We start from the raw sequence: 16,266 nt of genomic DNA on the forward strand, positions 1-16,266 counted from the left end.
CCTGAGCGGGAACTAGGCTCGGCACATGACGATCGACGGCTTCGCCGCACCCCCCGCCCTGGTGGAGCACGCCCGCCGCTTCCACGCCGAAGGCGGCGTGCCCGCCCCGGCCCGCGTCGCCGCCACCGTGCTGCTCCTCCGTCCGGCCGGCGACGAGTTCGAGGTCTACCTGATCCGGCGGGTGGCGGCGATGACGTTCGGCGGGATGTACGCCTTTCCCGGCGGCGGGGTGGACCGTTCCGACTCGGAGGCGCACCTGGGCTGGGCCGGCCCGGAGCCGGCGGCCTGGGGCGAGCGGTTCCGGCTCGACCCGGCGGACGCGCAGGCGGTGGTCTGCGCCGCCGCCCGCGAGGTCTTCGAGGAGGCGGGCGTGCTGCTCGCCGGCCCGGACTCCGGGACCGTGGTCGGCGACGTGAGCGGCGACGACTGGGAGGCGGCCCGGCAGGACCTGGTGGGTCGGCGTACCGGCTTCGCCGACCTGCTGGCCGGTCGCGGGCTCACGCTCCGGTCGGACCTGCTGCTGCCGTGGACCAGGTGGATCACTCCGGAGTTCGAGCCGCGCCGCTTCGACACGTACTTCTTCGTCGCCCTGCTGCCCGAGGGGCAGCGGACCCGTGACGTCTCCGGCGAGGCCGACCACACGCTGTGGTTGCGCCCGGCGGACGCGCTGGCCCGGGCGGAGGCGGGCGAGCTGACCATGCTGCCGCCGACCATGGTCACGCTCGGCGAGATCGCCGCCGCCGGCGACCTCGCGGGCGTGGCCCGCGCGGCGGCGGAACGAGACCCGGGTACGCCGATCCTGCCGCGCATCGAGGGCCTCGACTCCGCCGCGCCGCGCTTCGTGTTGCGCTGACGCCTCAGCCGAAGCGGCCGGTGATGTAGTCCTCGGTCTTCTTCTGGGTGGGGTTGCTGAAGATCTTCTGGGTGTTGTCGTACTCGATCAGCCGGCCCGGGTCGCCGGTCTTCTCGATCGAGAAGAAGGCGGTACGGTCGGACACCCGCGCGGCCTGCTGCATGTTGTGCGTGACGATGATGATGGTGAACTTGTCCTTGAGCTGGAACATCAGGTCCTCGATCGCCAGTGTGGAGATCGGGTCCAGGGCCGAGCACGGCTCGTCCATCAGCACCACCTGCGGCTCGACCGCGATGGTGCGGGCGATGCAGAGCCGCTGCTGCTGACCGCCGGAGAGGCCGGCGCCGGGCTTGCCCAGCCGGTCCTTCACCTCGTCCCACAGGTTCGCCGAGCGGAGCGCCCGCTCGGCCGACTCCTCCAGGATCGACTTGCGCCGCACCCCGTTGAGCCGCAGGCCGGCCACCACGTTCTCGAAGATGCTCATGGTGGGGAACGGGTTCGGCCGCTGGAAGACCATCCCGATCATCCGGCGGACCGCGGTGACGTCGACGTCCCGGTCGTAGATGTCCTGCCCGTCGATGGTCAGGTTGCCCTCGACCCGGGCGCCGGGCAGCACCTCGTGCATCCGGTTGATCGACCGCAGGAACGTCGACTTGCCACAGCCGGACGGGCCGATCAGGGCGGTCACGGTCTTCGGCTCGACGGTCAGGTTGATGTTCTCGATCGCCTTGAAACCGCCGTAGTAGGCGGTCACGTTGGCGGCTTCGACACGCTTGGCCATGGTGGCGGTACCTCCGGGGTTCATCGGCCGAGCTGGTTTCGACGGGCCAGCAGCTTGGCCGCGACGGTCAGGACGAGGACGAGCGCGACCAGGGTCAGTGCCGCGGTCCAGGCCCGCGCCGGCGAGTACTTCGACGCCTCGCCGGCCTGCTGGTAGACGAAGAGCGCCAGCGACGACTGGTTGTTCTCGAACGGGTTGAAGTTGATCGCCGCGCCGCCGCCGGCGACGAGCAGCACCGGCGCCGTCTCACCGGCGGCCCGCGCGATGGCGAGCATGATGCCGGTGACGATGCCGGGCAGCGCGGTCGGCAGCACGACCCGCAGGATGGTCTTCCACTTCGGTACGCCGAGCGCGTACGCGCCCTCGCGCAGCGGTGCCGGCACCAGCCGGAGCATCTCCTCGGTGGACCGCACCACGGTGGGCAGCATGAGCACGCTCAACGCCAGCGCGGCGGCGAAGCCGGAGAAGCTCGGCCGGCCGTCGTTGAACCAGGGCGACACGATGAGCACCCAGAAGGCCAGCACGAACAGGCCGGTCACGATCGACGGGATGCCGGTCATCACGTCCACGAAGAAGCGGATGGTGAACGCGAACCGGCCCCGGCCGTACTCGACCACGTAGATCGCGCAGAGCACGCCGAGCGGCACGGTGATCAGCGCGGCGATGCCGACCTGCTCCAGCGTGCCGATGATCGCGTGGTAGGCGCCGCCGTTGGCGTCCCGCGCCCCGATGTTGTTCATCGAGGTGCCGAAGAAGTTGCCGTCCAGCCGCTCGGAGCCCTTGCTGACGAGCGTCCAGACCACCGAGGCCAGCGGCAGCACGGCCAGCACGAAGGCGGAGTGGATCAGGGCGCTCCAGGTCCGGTTGCGGGCGGACCGTCGGCCCTCCACCGCGTTCGTGGCGACGAAGAGGCCGACCAGGTAGAGCAGCGCGCCGAGCACCACGACCAGGACCGGACCGCCGATGCCGGCGCCGTACACGAGGCCGGTCGCGACCAGCAGCGCCGCGACGGCGATGGCGGGCGCGGCGTACGCGGGGAGCCGCCGGGCGCGCAGCGTGGCCGGCTGGGCCGGCGGGCGCGGACGACGGGTGGGAAGTGTGGTGGTCATCAGGCAGCCGACTCCGTGAACTCGCGCCGCCGGTAGATGATCGCCCGCGCGGTGATGTTGACGATCAGCGTGATCGCGAAGAGGACCAGGCCGGAGGCGATCAGCGCGCCCCGGCCGGTGTCGTTCGCCTCGGCGAACCGGTTGGCGATGTTGGCGGCGATCGAGTTGCCGCCGCTCTGCAGGATGTTGAACGAGATGGCGTACGTCGAGCCGAGCGTCAGCGCCAGCGCGATGGTCTCGCCGAGCGCGCGGCCCAGGCCCAGCATCACCGCGGCGATGACGCCGGGCCGGCCGTACGGCAGGACCGCGGTGCGGATCATCTCCCAGCGGGTGGCGCCGAGCGCGAGCGCGGCCTCCTCGTTGGCGGTCGGGGTCTGCCGGAACACCTCGCGGGAGAGCGACGTGACGATCGGCAGCACCATGATCGCCAGCACCACGGAGCCGAGCAGGATCGAGCTTCCGTACGGGCCGTCGCCGAAGATCGGGATCCAGCCGAAGTAGGTGTGCAGCCAGGCGGAGAGGTCGGCGACCGGTCCGGCGAAGTAGTCGCGGCCCCAGAGGCCGAACACCACGCTCGGTACGGCGGCCAGCAGGTCGATCAGGAAGCCCAGGCCGTTGCCGAGCCGGCGCGGGGCGTAGTGCGTCAGGTAGAGGGCGATGCCCAGCGCGACCGGCACCGCCATGAACAGCGCCAGCAGCGAGCTCAGGACCGTGCCGAAGGCGAGCGCGCCGATGCCGAACTTCGGCGGGTCGTCGTTGGGGAACCAGCCCTCGAAGGTCCAGAACGACTCGGTGTTGGCCCGCAGCGCCGGCACGGCCTTGGCGATCAGGAAGATCGCGATGGCCGCGATGATCACCAGCACGGTGGTGCCGGCGGCCATGGTCAGGCCGCGGAACGCCCGTTCCGCGCCGAAGGCGCGGGCGCGGGGCAGGCCGCCGCCCCCGCCGAGGTCGCCGCCGGGGCGGCCGGGGTTGCCGAAGCGCTCGGCCACACGCGCCGAGGCACCGGCGGGCCGCTCGTGGCTCGTGGCCACTCCGGTCCCGCCGGTGCCGGCGTGCGCCGAGCGCTGAGGGGTGTCACCCATCTGCTCGCTCGCTTCGCGTTGAGGAGGTGTCGTTCAGGGCGTCAGGCGAGGCTCTTGACGGCGGCCTCGACCTTGGTGCGGACGGCGTCCGGCAGCGGGGCGTAGCCCAGCTCGGCCAGCTCCTGCTGGCCCTCGGCGCTGGCGGCGTGGCCGAGCAGGCCCTTGACCAGCGGCAGCTTGTCGGCGGCGAGGCCCTTGCTGCAGACGATCTCGTAGGTCGCCAGGACGATCGGGTAGGCCCCGGCCTCCTTGGTGTTGTAGTCGATCGACATCTTGAGGTCGTTGCCCTGGCCCTCGAACTTGGCCCCGGCGATGGTCTTGCCGGCCGAGTCGCCGGTCAGCTCGACGAACTCGCCGGCGCCGTTCTTGATCTTGGCCATCTTCAGGCCCGAGTTCTCGGCGTACGACAGCTCGACGTAGCTGATGGTGCCCTCGGTGCTCTTGACCTTGCTGGCCACACCGTCGGACTTGGCCGCGCCGACGCCGCCCGGCGCCTTCCAGGCCTTGGCGTTGCCGAAGGTCCAGTCCGCCTCGGCGGTCTTGGAAAGGTACTTGGTGAAGTTGTCGGTGGTGCCCGACTCGTCGGAGCGGTGCACCGCCTGGATCGCGGCCGACGGCAGCTTGGCGTCCGGGTTGTCGGCCTTGATCGCCGCGTCGTCCCACTTGGTCACCTTGCCGGCGAAGATCTTCGCCAGGGTGGCCGGGCTGAACTGGAGGTTGTCCGCACCGCCGACGTTGTAGACGACCGCGACCGGGCCGATCACCATCGGCAGGTTGAGGGCCTGGCCACCGGCGCACTTGGCGTCGGCCTGCGGCTGCTCCTCCGGCTTGAGCGCGGAGTCGGAGCCGGCGAAGTCGGCGGTGCCGGCGATGAACGCCTGGATGCCGGCGCCGGAGCCGCTCGGCTCGTAGTTGATCGTGGTGCCGGAGCACTTCTGCTGGTAGGCCTTGATCCACTCGGCCATGGCGTTCTTCTGCGCGGAGGAGCCCTGCGCGTTCAGCGTGCCCTTGCCGCAGTCGACGGCGGCGGTGGAGCCGGAAGCGGAGGCCGGCTCGTTGTTGTCCGAGCCGCAGGCGCTGAGACCGAGAACCGCGGTAAGAGCGAGACAGGCGATGGCGCCGTGCCGCTGGAGCTTCACTTGAGGGGTTTCCCTTCACGTCTTTGGTCAGGTCGCCCGGGGTTGCCGGGGGCCGGCGCTGACCGGCTTGACGTGAAAGCTAGGAGGGCCAGGTGGACGGTTCGCCGGTCGGAAGTGAACGCGGGATGAACACGTCCGGCCGGCGGGATGGCCGTACGCTGAGGAGGGCCTGTCCATTTCGTGAACTGGCGGCCCGTCGGCGTCCTCGTGGGTGGTTTGCCGCTTCGGTGATCAGTCGCGCTGGTAGTTGACGTGCGCGGACCAGCGGGCGAAGCCGAGCCGCTCGTAGAGCGCGACCGCCCCGGTGTTGCTCTCGTCGACGTAGAGCATCACCCGGTCCAGCCCGCGTCGGTCGCGCAGGTGGGCCAGGCCGGCGGCGGTGAGCGCCCGGCCGAGCCCGCCGCGGTGGACGGACGGGTCGACGCCGAGCACGTAGACCTCGCCGATCCGGGCCGACCCCTGCCGCTCGTGCACCTTGGTCCAGTGGAAACCGAGCAGCCGACCGGTGGCGGCGTCCACCGCCAGCAGGAAACCGGCCCTGTCGAACCACGGCTCGGCGAACCGTACGCGCAGGTCGTCGAGGGTCCACCGGCCCTGCTCGGGGTGCTGGGCGAACGCGGCGTTGTTGACCGCCAGCCAGGCCTCGTCGTCCTCGCCGGGCCGGAACGCCCGCAGCTCGACGCCCTCGGGCAGGGCCGGTGCGGGCACCGCCTCGGTCAGCGGCCGGCGCAGTTGGAAGAGCACCCGGGCGCGGGTGAAGCCCAGGTCGACCGCGAGCGCGGCGGCCGACGGGTGGTCGCCGTGCGCCCAGGCGCGCAGCGGCCCCGGCGTGGCGGCGAGCACGCCCCGGGCCAGCGCCCGCCCGGTGCCCCGCCGCCGGTGGCCCGGATGCACCGCCAGCTCCACGCCGACCCCCTCGGCCGGGGCGGTGGTGTCGAGGTGCGCGTACCCGGTCAGGGTCCCGTCGGCCGCGCGGGCGGTGAGGTGTACGGCCGGCGCCTCGGGGTCGCGCATCCGCAGCAGCACGTGCTCGTCGAGCGGGTCGGCGCCGTCGGCGTCGCCGGCGGCCCGGGCCAGCGCCAGCACCTCGGCGACCTCGGGCGCCGTCAGCCGGCCGGCGGAGTCCACCCGGTCGCCCGGGGCCGCCTTGTCGGGTCCGCCACCACTCGTCGGCTCGGTGCTGCTCATCTGAGTCACGGTAGCGGCCGGTGGGCCGCCGTTCGCGGTGCAGCGACGACGTGGGCGGTGGTGCTCGTCACGCGGCGCCGGTGGGCAGTGGCTCCAGCTCGAACCGGGCCAGCAGCTCGGGCAGCAGCCGCTGCAACGCGGTGACCGTGCCGGAGCGGTCCCCGCCCGCGTCGTGCATCAGCACGATCGAGCCCGGCCCGGTCTGGGTGCGGACGGTGGCCTCGATGGCGGTGGCACCCGGCGTCTTCCAGTCCGACGGGTCGACGCTCCAGTGCAGCGGGGTGAGACCCAACTGCGCGCAGGCCGACATCACCTGCGGTGTCCAGACCCCGCCCGGCTGGCGGTAGTAGGCGACGTGGGCGTTCGGGACGGCGGCCAGGATCGCGTCGTTGGTGCGCACCAGGTCCGTCCGGATCGTCTCCGGGGTGCGTCTGCCGAGGTTGACGTCGTGCTTCCAGGAGTGGTTGCACAGGGTGTGCCCCTCGGCCGCGATCGACCGGACCAGGTCCGGGTAGCTCTCGGCGTTCTCGCCGACGACGCAGAACGTGGCCTTCACGCCGTACTGGTCGAGCAGTGCGAGCACCTGTGGCGTCCACCGGGGGTCGGGGCCGTCGTCGAAGGTCAGCGCGACCCGGGCGGAGCCGGTGCTGACGTGCGCGCCGTACGGGCCGGTGCCGTCGGCCGCGTCCGGGGCCGGGTCCGGGCTCGGCGTGCCGGGGTCGCCGCTGGGCGGCTGGTCGGCGTAGCGCGGGCCGTAGGCCGAGGTGGTCGCGCCCGCCGTCGACGGGTGCGGCTCGGCAACCAGGCTGCGGCCCAGCGCGTACGCGGAGGCCAGCAGCCCGGCGAGCACCACGGTGACGACCGCCACCGCCTTCAGCGTCGAGCCGGGCATCAGTGGTACCGGCCGTTCGCCGCCCCCGTGGTCACCGCGCGCACCGTTGGCCCCCCTCAGCCTGACGAATCCGGCAGTCAGGATATGGGCGGCTTGGCGCACAAATAGGGCATATAGGAAAAGTGCCCCCGGTTGGGGGCCGCGGTCAGACCGGCAGCGGGGCCGGCTCCGACTCCGGCAACGAGCGCGACGGCGGCACCACGAACTTGTAGCCGACCTGGCGGACCGTGCCGATCATCGACTCGTACTCCGAGCCGAGCTTGGCGCGCAGCCGCCGGACGTGCACGTCGACCGTGCGGGTGCCGCCGAAGTAGTCGTAGCCCCAGACCTCACGCAGCAACTGGTCCCGGGTGAACACCCGTCCCGGGTGCTGGGCGAGGAACTTCAGCAGCTCGAACTCCTTGTAGGTGAGGTCGAGCGGCCGGCCCTTGAGCTTCGCGGCGTAGGTGTCCGGGTCGATGTTCAGCTCGCCGGCCCGGATCGAGCCGCCGGCGCCGGCCACGGCGTTGCTCAGCCGGCCGACCGCCAGCCGCAGCCGGGCCTCCACCTCGGCCGGGCCGGCCGCGGCGAGGATGACGTCGTCCACGCCCCAGTCGGCGTTCAACGCGATCAGACCGGCCTCGGTGACCACCGCGACCAGCGGCACGCCGAGCCCGGTGGCGTGCAGCATCCGGCAGGTGGCCCGCGCCTCGCTCAACTCGGAGCGGGCGTCCACCAGGACGGCGTCCGGGGTCGGACCGGAAACCAGGGTGCGCACGTCACGGGGTGCGGTGCGCACCGAGTGCGGCAGCAGGTCGAGTGCCGGCAGCACCGCCGACGGCTCACCCGCTCGTGCGGTCACGAGCAGCAGGAGCTCCACGATCACCTCCGTCCCGGCGGCCCTTCGGCCGCGCGCGACCAGCGGCACACCCGGGTGGGGCGGCGCTGTGAACTTGCGTGGGTCCCGGCGTCGCTGACGGGCGGGGTAACGGGGTGAGCCTAACCGATGGTCCGGCCGTCACCTTCACGCCTTTTCCCGTTTGCCCTTTCTGCCCTCGATCGCGGCGCAGGTTTTAACGTTGCCGAAACCGTGACCTCCGCCGAGCCGCCCGGGTCTGGCACGATCGGGGCGTGTTTCCCTCCACCTCGCGCGACGCCGGTCGTGAACCGTGGGCCGACGACCCGTCCTCCGGGCCGTCCGCCCCCGCCCGTGGCTACCCGCCCGCCCCGCGCACCGGGCCGGACGAGGAGGAGGCGGAGCCGCGGGCGCGTAAGGGCCCGCGCCGGCTCCGCAAGGGCGGCCCCGGCCGCCGCCCCGACGACGCCCCGGACTCCGCGCCCGAGGAGGAGGTGCCGCCGGTGGAGTTCCGCCGGCCGCTGGCGCTGACCGTGGCCGGCTTCGCCGCGCTGCTCGGCGTCGGCCTGGTGCTCGGGGCGCAGACCGCCGGGCCGGGGCACCGGCTGCCGTTCGCCGCCATCATCTTCGGCGTCCAACTGCTCTACGTGCTCGCCTGGACGATGGCCATGCGGCCGCCCGCGCTGCTGGTCGTCGCGCTGGTCAGCGCCGGCACCGCGGCGATCGCCGACGTCGCCGCCGTGCAGTCGGACATCGCCGGCCTGGCCCCGCTCGGCTACGCCGCGGTCGCCGGCCTCGTGCTCGGCGTGCTCGGGCAGCTCGTCCGTCGGGTGGACCGGGTCCGGGTCACCGACTCGCTCGGCGGCACCCTGCTCATCGTGGTCGGGGTGGTCGCATTCGCCTCGCTGATCGTGCTCAGCCGGATCCCCAAGGGCACCCAGGCGATCACCGTCTGCCTCACCGCCGCCGGGGTGGCCCTGCTGGTGGCGCGGCTGACCGACGCGGTGGCGCCGTGGCCCCGACTCGCCCCGCAGGTGCCCCGCGGCGCGGCCGGCGTCGTCGCGGGCGCCATGCTCGGCACCCTGACCAGCGCCGTGCTCGGCAGCTACCTGGTCGGCTTCACCCCGACCAGCGCCGCGCTGGTCGGGGTGGTCACCGCGGCCACCGCCGTGCTGGCCGACCTCGCCGTGGGGTACGCCGAGGCGGGCCGGCTGATGGCCGGCGAGCCGCCCACCATGTGGGTGGCCCGGCACATGCAGGGGCCGCTGGGTGGCTTCGCGCTCGCCGCTCCCGCCGCGTACGCCATGTGTGTGCTCTTCCTCTGAGCGCCCGGTTGGAGAAGTCTCGCCCCGGGTAAGTACGGTTGCGCCGCGAGACGCGGTGACGGCGGCGAGGCTTGGAGGCGGCGTGGCAGAGGCGTACCCGGCGGAGGGCCGGCCCCGTCGCCGGGGTCGGAAGGTGCTGATCGGTTTCGTCGTCCTGCTGTTGGTGCTGGCCGGGCTGCTGGTCGTCGCCGACCGGGTGGCGGCCGGGGTCGCCGAGCGGGCCATCGCCGACCAGGTGCGGCAGGAGCTCAGCAAGCAGGACGCGCAGTCCGCCGCGCCCAAGGTCGAGGTGGGTGGCTTCCCGTTCCTCAACCAGGTGCTGGCCGGGAAGTACGAGCGTATCTCGATCCAGCTGACCGACGTGAAGGGCAACGTGCAGGGCGGCGCGGTCGACGTGCCCCGGCTGGACGTGGACGCCCGCAACGTGACCGCGTCGCTGGACACGCTCCGCTCCGGTCAGGGCGACGTGGTGGCCCAGACCGTCGACGGGCGGGGCACCGTCACCTACGACAGCCTGGCCAAGCTGATCAAGCGGCCCGGCCTGACGCTCGGCGAGCGGGACGGCAAGCTGGCGGTGACCGCGCCGGTGGACATCCTCGGCGTCAAGCTGACCGTCAACGGCATCGCCGACGTGACAGTGGCCGACGGCAAGGTGGCGCTGCGGTTCAACGACCTCACCGCCGAGGGCCTGCCGAACGTGGCGCTGGCCCGGACGCTGCTGGCCAACTACGCCAAGAGCATCTCGATCGACGTGCCGCTGCCGGAACTGCCGTTCCAGCTCAACCTCCGCAAGGTCTCGCCGACGCCGGAGGGCCTGGTGGTCGACGCGGACGCCAAGAACGTCCCGATCAACTCGGCCGGCTGACCGCCGGCCGGGCGCTCCCGGCTGGCGGTGTCGACGTCTCGCATGCTGGTCGGACCGGTGGCGCATGCCGGGACGGCTGGTAATGTCCCTGCCCATGGGGACCCACCTCACCAAACGGCGCGCGGTCGACCTGTGCCGCGTGGCCACCTGCCTGTGTCGCCCCGTCATCTGACGGCGGGGCTGTCTCCGGCCGCCTGAGCGGCCACGGCACCAAGGGTCTTCACCACCCCCTCCACGCCCGGCAGCGGCGCCGTCGCACGTACCCGTGATCCGTTCCTAGCTCTGGGTCCCGCGCGTGGTGCGACAACCACCGACTTCGATCTCCGCGCGCAGGCTCACCACCCATCCTCACCAGGGAGTGATCTGATGAGTCGCGACACCGCACTCGTCTCGGCCGAGTGGGCCGAGAAGAACCTCGACGCCCCGGGCGTCGTCTTCGTCGAGGTCGACGAGGACACCTCGGCCTACGACACCGGCCACATCGCCGGCGCGATCAAGCTCGACTGGAAGACCGACCTGCAGGACCAGATCCGGCGGGACTTCGTCAACCAGGAGCAGTTCGCCGCGTTGCTCTCCGAGCGGGGCATCGCCAACGACGACACCGTCATCCTCTACGGCGGCAACAACAACTGGTTCGCCGCGTACGCGTACTGGTACTTCAAGCTCTACGGCCACCGCGACGTCAAGCTGCTCGACGGCGGTCGCAAGAAGTGGGAGCTGGACGCCCGCCCGCTCGTGAAGGACGCGGTGACCCGCCCGGCCACGCAGTACGTCGCGCAGGCGCCGGACACCTCGATCCGCGCGTTCCGCGACGAGGTGGTCGACGCCATCGGCACCAAGAACCTGGTCGACGTGCGCAGCCCCGACGAGTACGCCGGCCGGCTGCTCGCCCCGGCCCACCTTCCGCAGGAGCAGGCGCAGCGGGCCGGGCACGTGCCGACCGCGATCAGCGTGCCGTGGTCCAAGGCGGCCAACGAGGACGGCACGTTCAAGTCCGACGACGAGCTTCGCAAGATCTACGCCGCCGCCGGGCTGGACGACGGCAAGGAGACCATCGCCTACTGCCGGATCGGCGAGCGCTCGTCGCACACCTGGTTCGTGCTCCAGGAGCTGCTCGGGCACCGGAACGTGAAGAACTACGACGGGTCCTGGACCGAGTACGGCTCGCTGGTCGGTGTGCCGGTGGCCCTCGGCGACGAGCCCGGGGAGGCGTGACCATGGCGACCGCACCCACTGCTCCGACCGCTGCCGGCTGCGCCGCGCCGGACCAGGCCGCCCCGCTCCCGGCCAGCCTGGACCTGGAGAAGGAAACCGTGATCACCGGTCAGGTGCTGGCCGAGTCCGGCGAGGCGGTGCCGGGCGCCTACGTCCGGCTGCTCGACTCGACGGGTGAGTTCACCGCCGAGGTGGTGACGTCCCCGGCCGGCCAGTTCCGGTTCTTCGCCGCGCCGGGCTCGTGGACGCTGCGGGCGCTCTCCCGCCACGGCAACGGCGACACCGCCGTGACCGCCGCGCGTGGCATCAACGAGGTCACCGTCACCGTGAAGGCGTAAGGAAGGGCCCCCTGTCAACGCTTCCGGCAGAGGAAGGGCCCCTTCTTAACGCCCGCGCCGCCTGACCCACACGCTGGGATCGTGGCCCGCCGCCCCCGTCCGGGGTGGCGGGCCACGGGCGTCGACGGCGCTCCTTGCCCGGGCGTGGCACGCTGGGCGGCGGCGTTCCGCCGCGCCGAAAGGGGACCGAGGTGCCTGACGACGTCGCCGGCTACGCCCGTCGCTACCTGGTCGACTTCATCGACGGGAACCGGGGCGAGGAGATCGCCCGTGACCTCGCGCCGACCGGGCGGTCCGGCCGGTCCCGTCCGTTCGACGTCTCGGTCGCCAGTCTCGACCAGGACCTCTCGTTCCTCACCAAACGGGCCACGCTGGTCACCGGCAAGCTGATCCTCTCCCAGCCCGGCGGCGCCACGCGCTACCTGGCGAATCGCGAGCGGTGCATGCGGTGCGGGGAGGACCCGGCCCGCTGCGGACGGGACTGCCGGTTCGAGGACGTCCAGATCGACGACCTCTACGCCGAGTGCGAGGACCTGGAGAGGCTCGGCGCGTACCTGCGGGACTGCGCGCCGCTGCTGGAGAGCGGTCAACTGGTCTACTTCCCGCAGACCTCCCGCCGCAGCCACCTGGAGTCCCGCGCGCCGGACGCCCAGTCGACCTCGTCGCCCTTCGACAGTGTCGGTCGGATCGAGCTGGGGGACCATCCGGACCGCACGCTGGACCTGATCGTGAAGGGGCACCGGGTCGTCGACGTGCCGAGTGGGGACCCGGTGAAGGCACGCCTGGTCACCCCGCTGCTCCGACTGGACCTGCCGATGCTGGAGGGCACCTCGCTGCGCGACTACTGCGCCATCCTCACCCAGGAGGGCGACGCGCTCGCCGCGACCCAGGCCCACCTGCGGGGGCGGATGCTGGACGTCGACACCGACCCGGAGAAGGCGCTGGTGCAGTTGGCGAAGCTCGACGCGGAGATCCAGGAGGGTGTGCGTGCGGCGCGTTCCGAGGTCGCCCGGGTGGCCCGACGGTCAGCCGTGCAGGCCGCCGGCGCCGCGGTGGCGACCGTCGCGGCCACCCTGGTCGCGGTGGAGGGCACGCAGTTGGCGCCGGTGCTCGGCATGCTCGGGGCGGGCGGTTTCTTCTCCGCCGTGCTCGCCGCCGACCAGTACGCCGACCGTCGCGGCGAGCTGCGTCAGCGCCCCTTCTACCTGCTGTGGCTGCTGTCCCGGCGGTCCGTCCCGGCCTGACCGGGGTGCCGAGCCGCGGGCGGGCGGTTCGCCGACGCGTGACACCATGACCCGGTGAGTGCCGTCCCGTCGGGCTACGCCCCGCCCACCCGTCCCGACCAGCCCAGTCCCGGCCGTCGCCGGCAGCGCTGGTTGGTGGTCGCCGCGGTGGTGTGGGCGGTGCTGCTCGCCGGGCTGACCTGGTGGTCGGTGCGCAACGATCCGCCCACGGTCAAGGAGCAGCGCTCCCTGGACCAGGCCGGCCCGGTGGTGGACCGGGCGATCGGTGAGCTGAGCGCCGCGATCGGTACGGCCGGGGTGCCGGCGCTCCTGCCCGACCGGCTGGAGCGGGACTGCCGGGTGACCCCGCTGGAACGGGGCGCGGCCCTGGAGCGCGGCATCGAGGTGGCGACCACCGGCGGCGACGCCCGCGACGTGCTGCGTCGGGTGGCGGACCGGTTGCCGTCGGAATGGCGGGCGGGCGTCTCGTCGTTCGACGGCGAGCCGCTGCTGCGCGCCGACGCCGGCGACTTCGTGGCGGTCGAGGGCCGGCCCGGTGGGCCCGGGCGGGTGCTGCTGACCGCCGCCACCGGCTGCCGTCCGGTCGGCGCGGGCTACCGCGCCCCGGCCGCCGACGCCGCCGGGGAGTCCGCCGCGCTGGCCCGCGCGTTGGGTCCCTGGGGCGGCGCGACCGGGGCGGTCCAGGTGCTGACCGCGCCCTGCCCCGGCGGTGGCACCGCCCGGACCGCCCGCGCCGAGGCGGCCGCGCCGGCGGACCAGCGGCTGGCCGCCGCGTTCGGTGCCGGCGCCGCGCCGGTGGTGGACTCCGTCGACAGGTACGCCCGACCGGGTGATCCGGCGGTGCTGGCGGAGCGGGTCGACGAGCGGGTCCGGGTGGCGGTGACCACCTCCTGCCCGTCCTGAACCCGGCCGGGCTCAGTGCCGGTGGTTCTCGTCGTGCGGGGCGCGGCTGCGGCCCAACGCGTCCACCCGTCCCCACCGGCCGGGGATGTCGAGCAGCTCCACCCGGCCCATCCCGGGCGGTACCGCCGGATCGATGATCAGGTGCTCGCCCTGCGGCTCCAGCCCCAGCATCACCCGGAGCAGCAGCAGGGGGGTGCCGGCGGACCAGGCCTGCGGGCTGCACGCGGTCGGGTACTGCACCGGATAGTCGGTGAGGCCGCGCTCGTAGCCGGCGAACGCCTCGGGGAGCCGCCCGTCGAAGTAGCGGGAGGCGCTGAGCATCGCGTCGCAGATCTGGCCGGCCTCCTCCCGGAAGCCGTACCGCCACAGGCCCCAGGCGATGATCGAGTTGTCGAACGGCCATACCGTGCCGACGTGGTAGCCGATCGGGTTGTAGCGGCCCTGGTCGTCGGCGAGCGTGCGGACGCCCCAGCCGGAGAAGAGACGTGGCCCGAGCAGATGCGCGGCGACCGCCGGGGCGCGGGACTCGTCGACGATGCCGCTCCACAGCAGGTGACCGATGTTGGAGGTGAGCGCGTCCACGTGTCGTCCCTGCGGGTCCAGGGCCAGCGCGTAGTACTCCCGTTCCGGGATCCAGAAGTCGCGGTTGAACCGCTCCTTGAGCGCCGCCGCCTCGCGTTCCAGCCGGTCCGCATAGGCCGGATCGCCCCAGAGTTCGCGGGCCATCCGGGCGCCGCGCCGCTTGGCGTCGTAGGCGTACCCCTGTAGTTCGCAGGTGGCCCGGGGGAACGGCGGCAGCCGGCCGTCGGAGTAGGAGATGGCGTCCGGGGAGTCCTTCCAGCACTGGTTGGGCAGCCCGCTCTCCGGGTTGCGGGTCATGTACCAGACGTAGCCCGTGCCGAGCAGGTCCCCGTACGTGTCGAGCCAGGCCAGCGCCGCCCGGGTCTCCTGTTCGAGCTGGCGGACCAGCTTCGTGTCCCCGGTCCACCGCTCGTACTCGTCGAGCAGGATCACGAAGAGCGCGGTGGTGTCGGCCGCGCCGTAGTACGGCGAGTGCGGCTGCTCCTGGAAGCCGGCGGTCTCGCCGTACCGAAGCTCGTGCAGGATCTTGCCGGGCTCCTCGTCCCGGAAGTCGTCGATCCGTACGCCCTGCAACCCGGCCAGCATGAGGATGGTCGGCTGGATCACCTCGGGCAGGAACGGCAGGATCTGCAGCGAGGTGAAGATGCTGTCCCGGCCGAACAGCGTCATGAACCAGGGCAGGCCGGCGGCGACCAGCCGCACGCCGAGCGTGATCGACTCGTACCGGAGGGCGGCCAGGTCGGTGAGGCTGCGCCGGTACGCCCCGGCCAGCGGTTCGCAGTCGCAGCCCAGCGTGGGCGCGCGTTCGATGAGCGCGTTCTGCTCGGCCTCGATGGCCGCCACCGAGCGGTGGCCGCCGAGTGGCAGGGTGGCCCTGATGTCCTCGCCCCGCGCCCCGTAGATCATGGTGGCGACGTGCAGCCGGGTGGTCCACTCGCCGTGCGCCGCGATGCGGATCCGGAACGTCATCCCGTCCCGGTCGACCTCGGCCGGGGCGGTGCTGCTGATCCTGGCCTCCCGGTGGAATCCCTGCCGGCGGTAGGTGAGCCGCAGGCCGTTCTCCTCCACCGTCGGCGTGGTGCTGCCCTTCTTCTCCCGCCGGTGCTTGATCTCGAAGAGGTCGGCGAAGTCGGAGCCGATGTCGAGCCGGAGACGGAACTCCTGCTCCTGCTCGGAGTGGTTGAGCAGGGTCAGTTCCTCGTCGAAGCTGCCGCCGATCGAGCGGCTGCGGATCACCGAGACGTCCGCGTCCAGGTAGTGCGTCGGTTCGCCGGGGACCATGAAGAACCGGGTCTTGTAGGAGAGCGAGTCGTCGATGGAGAGCGCGTGCAGCAGTTGGCCGTCGAGGGAGAGGATCCAGGTCGAGATGAACCGGGTGTCGAAGGAGAACAGCCCGGTGGGGAAGTCGTACGACGGTTCGATGTTGCCGCGTCGGTCGCTGACCAGGAAGGTGTTGCCGTCGAGGATGCTGACCCGTTCCTTCACGCCGACCGCCGGACGTGTTCGCGGGCGGTCTCCCGCGGGTCCCGGACGTCGGGCGGGTCGGGCAGGAAGCGGCGGAGCGCCAGGAACAGCACGACGTGCCCGCCGAACGTGGCCTCGTTGCGCAGCACCGCCGACAGCGCGGCCTCCCGGCCGGTGACCAGTGCCTCGAAGAGCTGGGTGCCGATGGTCAGGATGGCATCCGCCGCACCCTCCTCCTGCCGGCTCACGCGGGCCGAGCCGGGCGCCAGCGTCACGTACCAATGTTCGGTGTGGTTGCCGTCGGCGAGGTCGATCCGGAGGGTGCCGCCGATCGGGCTGCGCAACAGGGCGGGGGCGCGCGCCGGCAGGGACGCGAAGAATCGTTCGATCGCCTCACTCACATCCGAATGGTAGGCGCGAGCCCGGCATATCGGGTCAGGATCGGCGC

17 protein-coding genes are annotated in these 16,266 nt (G+C 72.6%); 8 read left to right on the forward strand and 9 right to left on the reverse strand.

What is annotated here, in order from left to right; translation table 11 throughout:
- The first annotated feature begins 25 nt into the window (after nucleotides 1-25).
- Entirely contained in the window at nucleotides 26-853 is an 828-nt protein-coding gene (locus tag O7598_RS01830) for an NUDIX hydrolase (RefSeq protein WP_269689724.1), read from the forward strand.
- Nucleotides 854-857: 4 nt separating this feature from the next.
- Here the strand turns inward: O7598_RS01830 and pstB are convergent, their stop codons facing one another.
- From pstB to O7598_RS01865, 7 genes are all read right to left on the reverse strand, one after another.
- On the reverse strand, nucleotides 858-1,634 hold the full coding sequence (pstB, locus tag O7598_RS01835; RefSeq protein ID WP_269689725.1) for a phosphate ABC transporter ATP-binding protein PstB: 777 nt from the start codon (nucleotides 1,632-1,634) through the stop codon (nucleotides 858-860).
- A 20-nt stretch (nucleotides 1,635-1,654) separates the two neighbouring features.
- Complete coding sequence (gene pstA, locus O7598_RS01840) at nucleotides 1,655-2,743, reverse strand: phosphate ABC transporter permease PstA (RefSeq protein WP_269689726.1); 1,089 nt, start codon at nucleotides 2,741-2,743, stop codon at nucleotides 1,655-1,657.
- Entirely contained in the window at nucleotides 2,743-3,828 is a 1,086-nt protein-coding gene (pstC, locus tag O7598_RS01845; RefSeq protein ID WP_269689727.1) for a phosphate ABC transporter permease subunit PstC, read from the reverse strand. Before pstC ends, pstA begins: the two co-directional genes overlap by 1 nt.
- Before the next feature lie 41 nt (nucleotides 3,829-3,869).
- Nucleotides 3,870-4,967, reverse strand: coding sequence for a phosphate ABC transporter substrate-binding protein PstS (gene pstS, locus O7598_RS01850; protein ID WP_269689728.1), 1,098 nt, complete (start codon nucleotides 4,965-4,967; stop codon nucleotides 3,870-3,872).
- A 231-nt stretch (nucleotides 4,968-5,198) separates the two neighbouring features.
- Entirely contained in the window at nucleotides 5,199-6,155 is a 957-nt protein-coding gene (gene mshD / locus O7598_RS01855) for a mycothiol synthase (RefSeq protein WP_269689729.1), read from the reverse strand.
- 67 nt (nucleotides 6,156-6,222) lie between these two features.
- Nucleotides 6,223-7,047, reverse strand: coding sequence for a polysaccharide deacetylase family protein (locus tag O7598_RS01860; RefSeq protein WP_269689730.1), 825 nt, complete (start codon nucleotides 7,045-7,047; stop codon nucleotides 6,223-6,225).
- Nucleotides 7,048-7,192: 145 nt separating this feature from the next.
- A complete protein-coding gene (locus O7598_RS01865; RefSeq protein WP_217628656.1) occupies nucleotides 7,193-7,912 on the reverse strand; it encodes a winged helix-turn-helix transcriptional regulator in 720 nt (239 codons plus the stop codon).
- Nucleotides 7,913-8,157: 245 nt separating this feature from the next.
- On the opposite strand from O7598_RS01865, the gene O7598_RS01870 reads away from it, so the two are divergent.
- From O7598_RS01870 to O7598_RS01895, 7 genes are all read left to right on the forward strand, one after another.
- On the forward strand, nucleotides 8,158-9,207 hold the full coding sequence (locus tag O7598_RS01870) for a hypothetical protein (protein ID WP_269689731.1): 1,050 nt from the start codon (nucleotides 8,158-8,160) through the stop codon (nucleotides 9,205-9,207).
- Nucleotides 9,208-9,289: 82 nt separating this feature from the next.
- Nucleotides 9,290-10,072 (forward strand): LmeA family phospholipid-binding protein, encoded by a 783-nt coding sequence (locus O7598_RS01875; RefSeq protein ID WP_269689732.1) that lies wholly within the window; start codon nucleotides 9,290-9,292, stop codon nucleotides 10,070-10,072.
- Between the two features lie 94 nt (nucleotides 10,073-10,166).
- The gene (locus O7598_RS31340; protein ID WP_310503780.1) at nucleotides 10,167-10,244 is read left to right on the forward strand and encodes an Ms5788A family Cys-rich leader peptide; all 78 of its coding nucleotides are present in this window, start codon (nucleotides 10,167-10,169) and stop codon (nucleotides 10,242-10,244) included.
- Between the two features lie 194 nt (nucleotides 10,245-10,438).
- A complete protein-coding gene (locus tag O7598_RS01880; RefSeq protein WP_269689733.1) occupies nucleotides 10,439-11,287 on the forward strand; it encodes a sulfurtransferase in 849 nt (282 codons plus the stop codon).
- A gap of 2 nt (nucleotides 11,288-11,289) precedes the next feature.
- Complete coding sequence (locus O7598_RS01885; RefSeq protein ID WP_269689734.1) at nucleotides 11,290-11,625, forward strand: DUF1416 domain-containing protein; 336 nt, start codon at nucleotides 11,290-11,292, stop codon at nucleotides 11,623-11,625.
- A 191-nt stretch (nucleotides 11,626-11,816) separates the two neighbouring features.
- Nucleotides 11,817-12,869 (forward strand): hypothetical protein, encoded by a 1,053-nt coding sequence (locus O7598_RS01890; protein WP_269689735.1) that lies wholly within the window; start codon nucleotides 11,817-11,819, stop codon nucleotides 12,867-12,869.
- 54 nt (nucleotides 12,870-12,923) lie between these two features.
- Complete coding sequence (locus O7598_RS01895; protein ID WP_269689736.1) at nucleotides 12,924-13,772, forward strand: hypothetical protein; 849 nt, start codon at nucleotides 12,924-12,926, stop codon at nucleotides 13,770-13,772.
- 12 nt (nucleotides 13,773-13,784) lie between these two features.
- On the opposite strand, the gene O7598_RS01900 is transcribed toward O7598_RS01895, so the two are convergent.
- Together O7598_RS01900 and O7598_RS01905 are read right to left on the reverse strand one after the other, a co-directional pair.
- Nucleotides 13,785-15,839 carry an amylo-alpha-1,6-glucosidase gene (locus O7598_RS01900; RefSeq protein ID WP_269689737.1) on the reverse strand — a complete coding sequence of 685 codons (2,055 nt, stop codon included), beginning with the start codon at nucleotides 15,837-15,839 and terminating at the stop codon, nucleotides 13,785-13,787.
- The gene (locus tag O7598_RS01905) at nucleotides 15,836-16,219 is read right to left on the reverse strand and encodes an SCP2 sterol-binding domain-containing protein (protein ID WP_269689738.1); all 384 of its coding nucleotides are present in this window, start codon (nucleotides 16,217-16,219) and stop codon (nucleotides 15,836-15,838) included. The genes O7598_RS01900 and O7598_RS01905 overlap by 4 nt, the downstream gene beginning before the upstream one ends.
- Nucleotides 16,220-16,266: the final 47 nt, after the last annotated feature.

This window comes from Micromonospora sp. WMMC241 (assembly GCF_027460165.1).
Taxonomy (GTDB): Bacteria; Actinomycetota; Actinomycetes; order Mycobacteriales; family Micromonosporaceae; genus Micromonospora; species Micromonospora humi.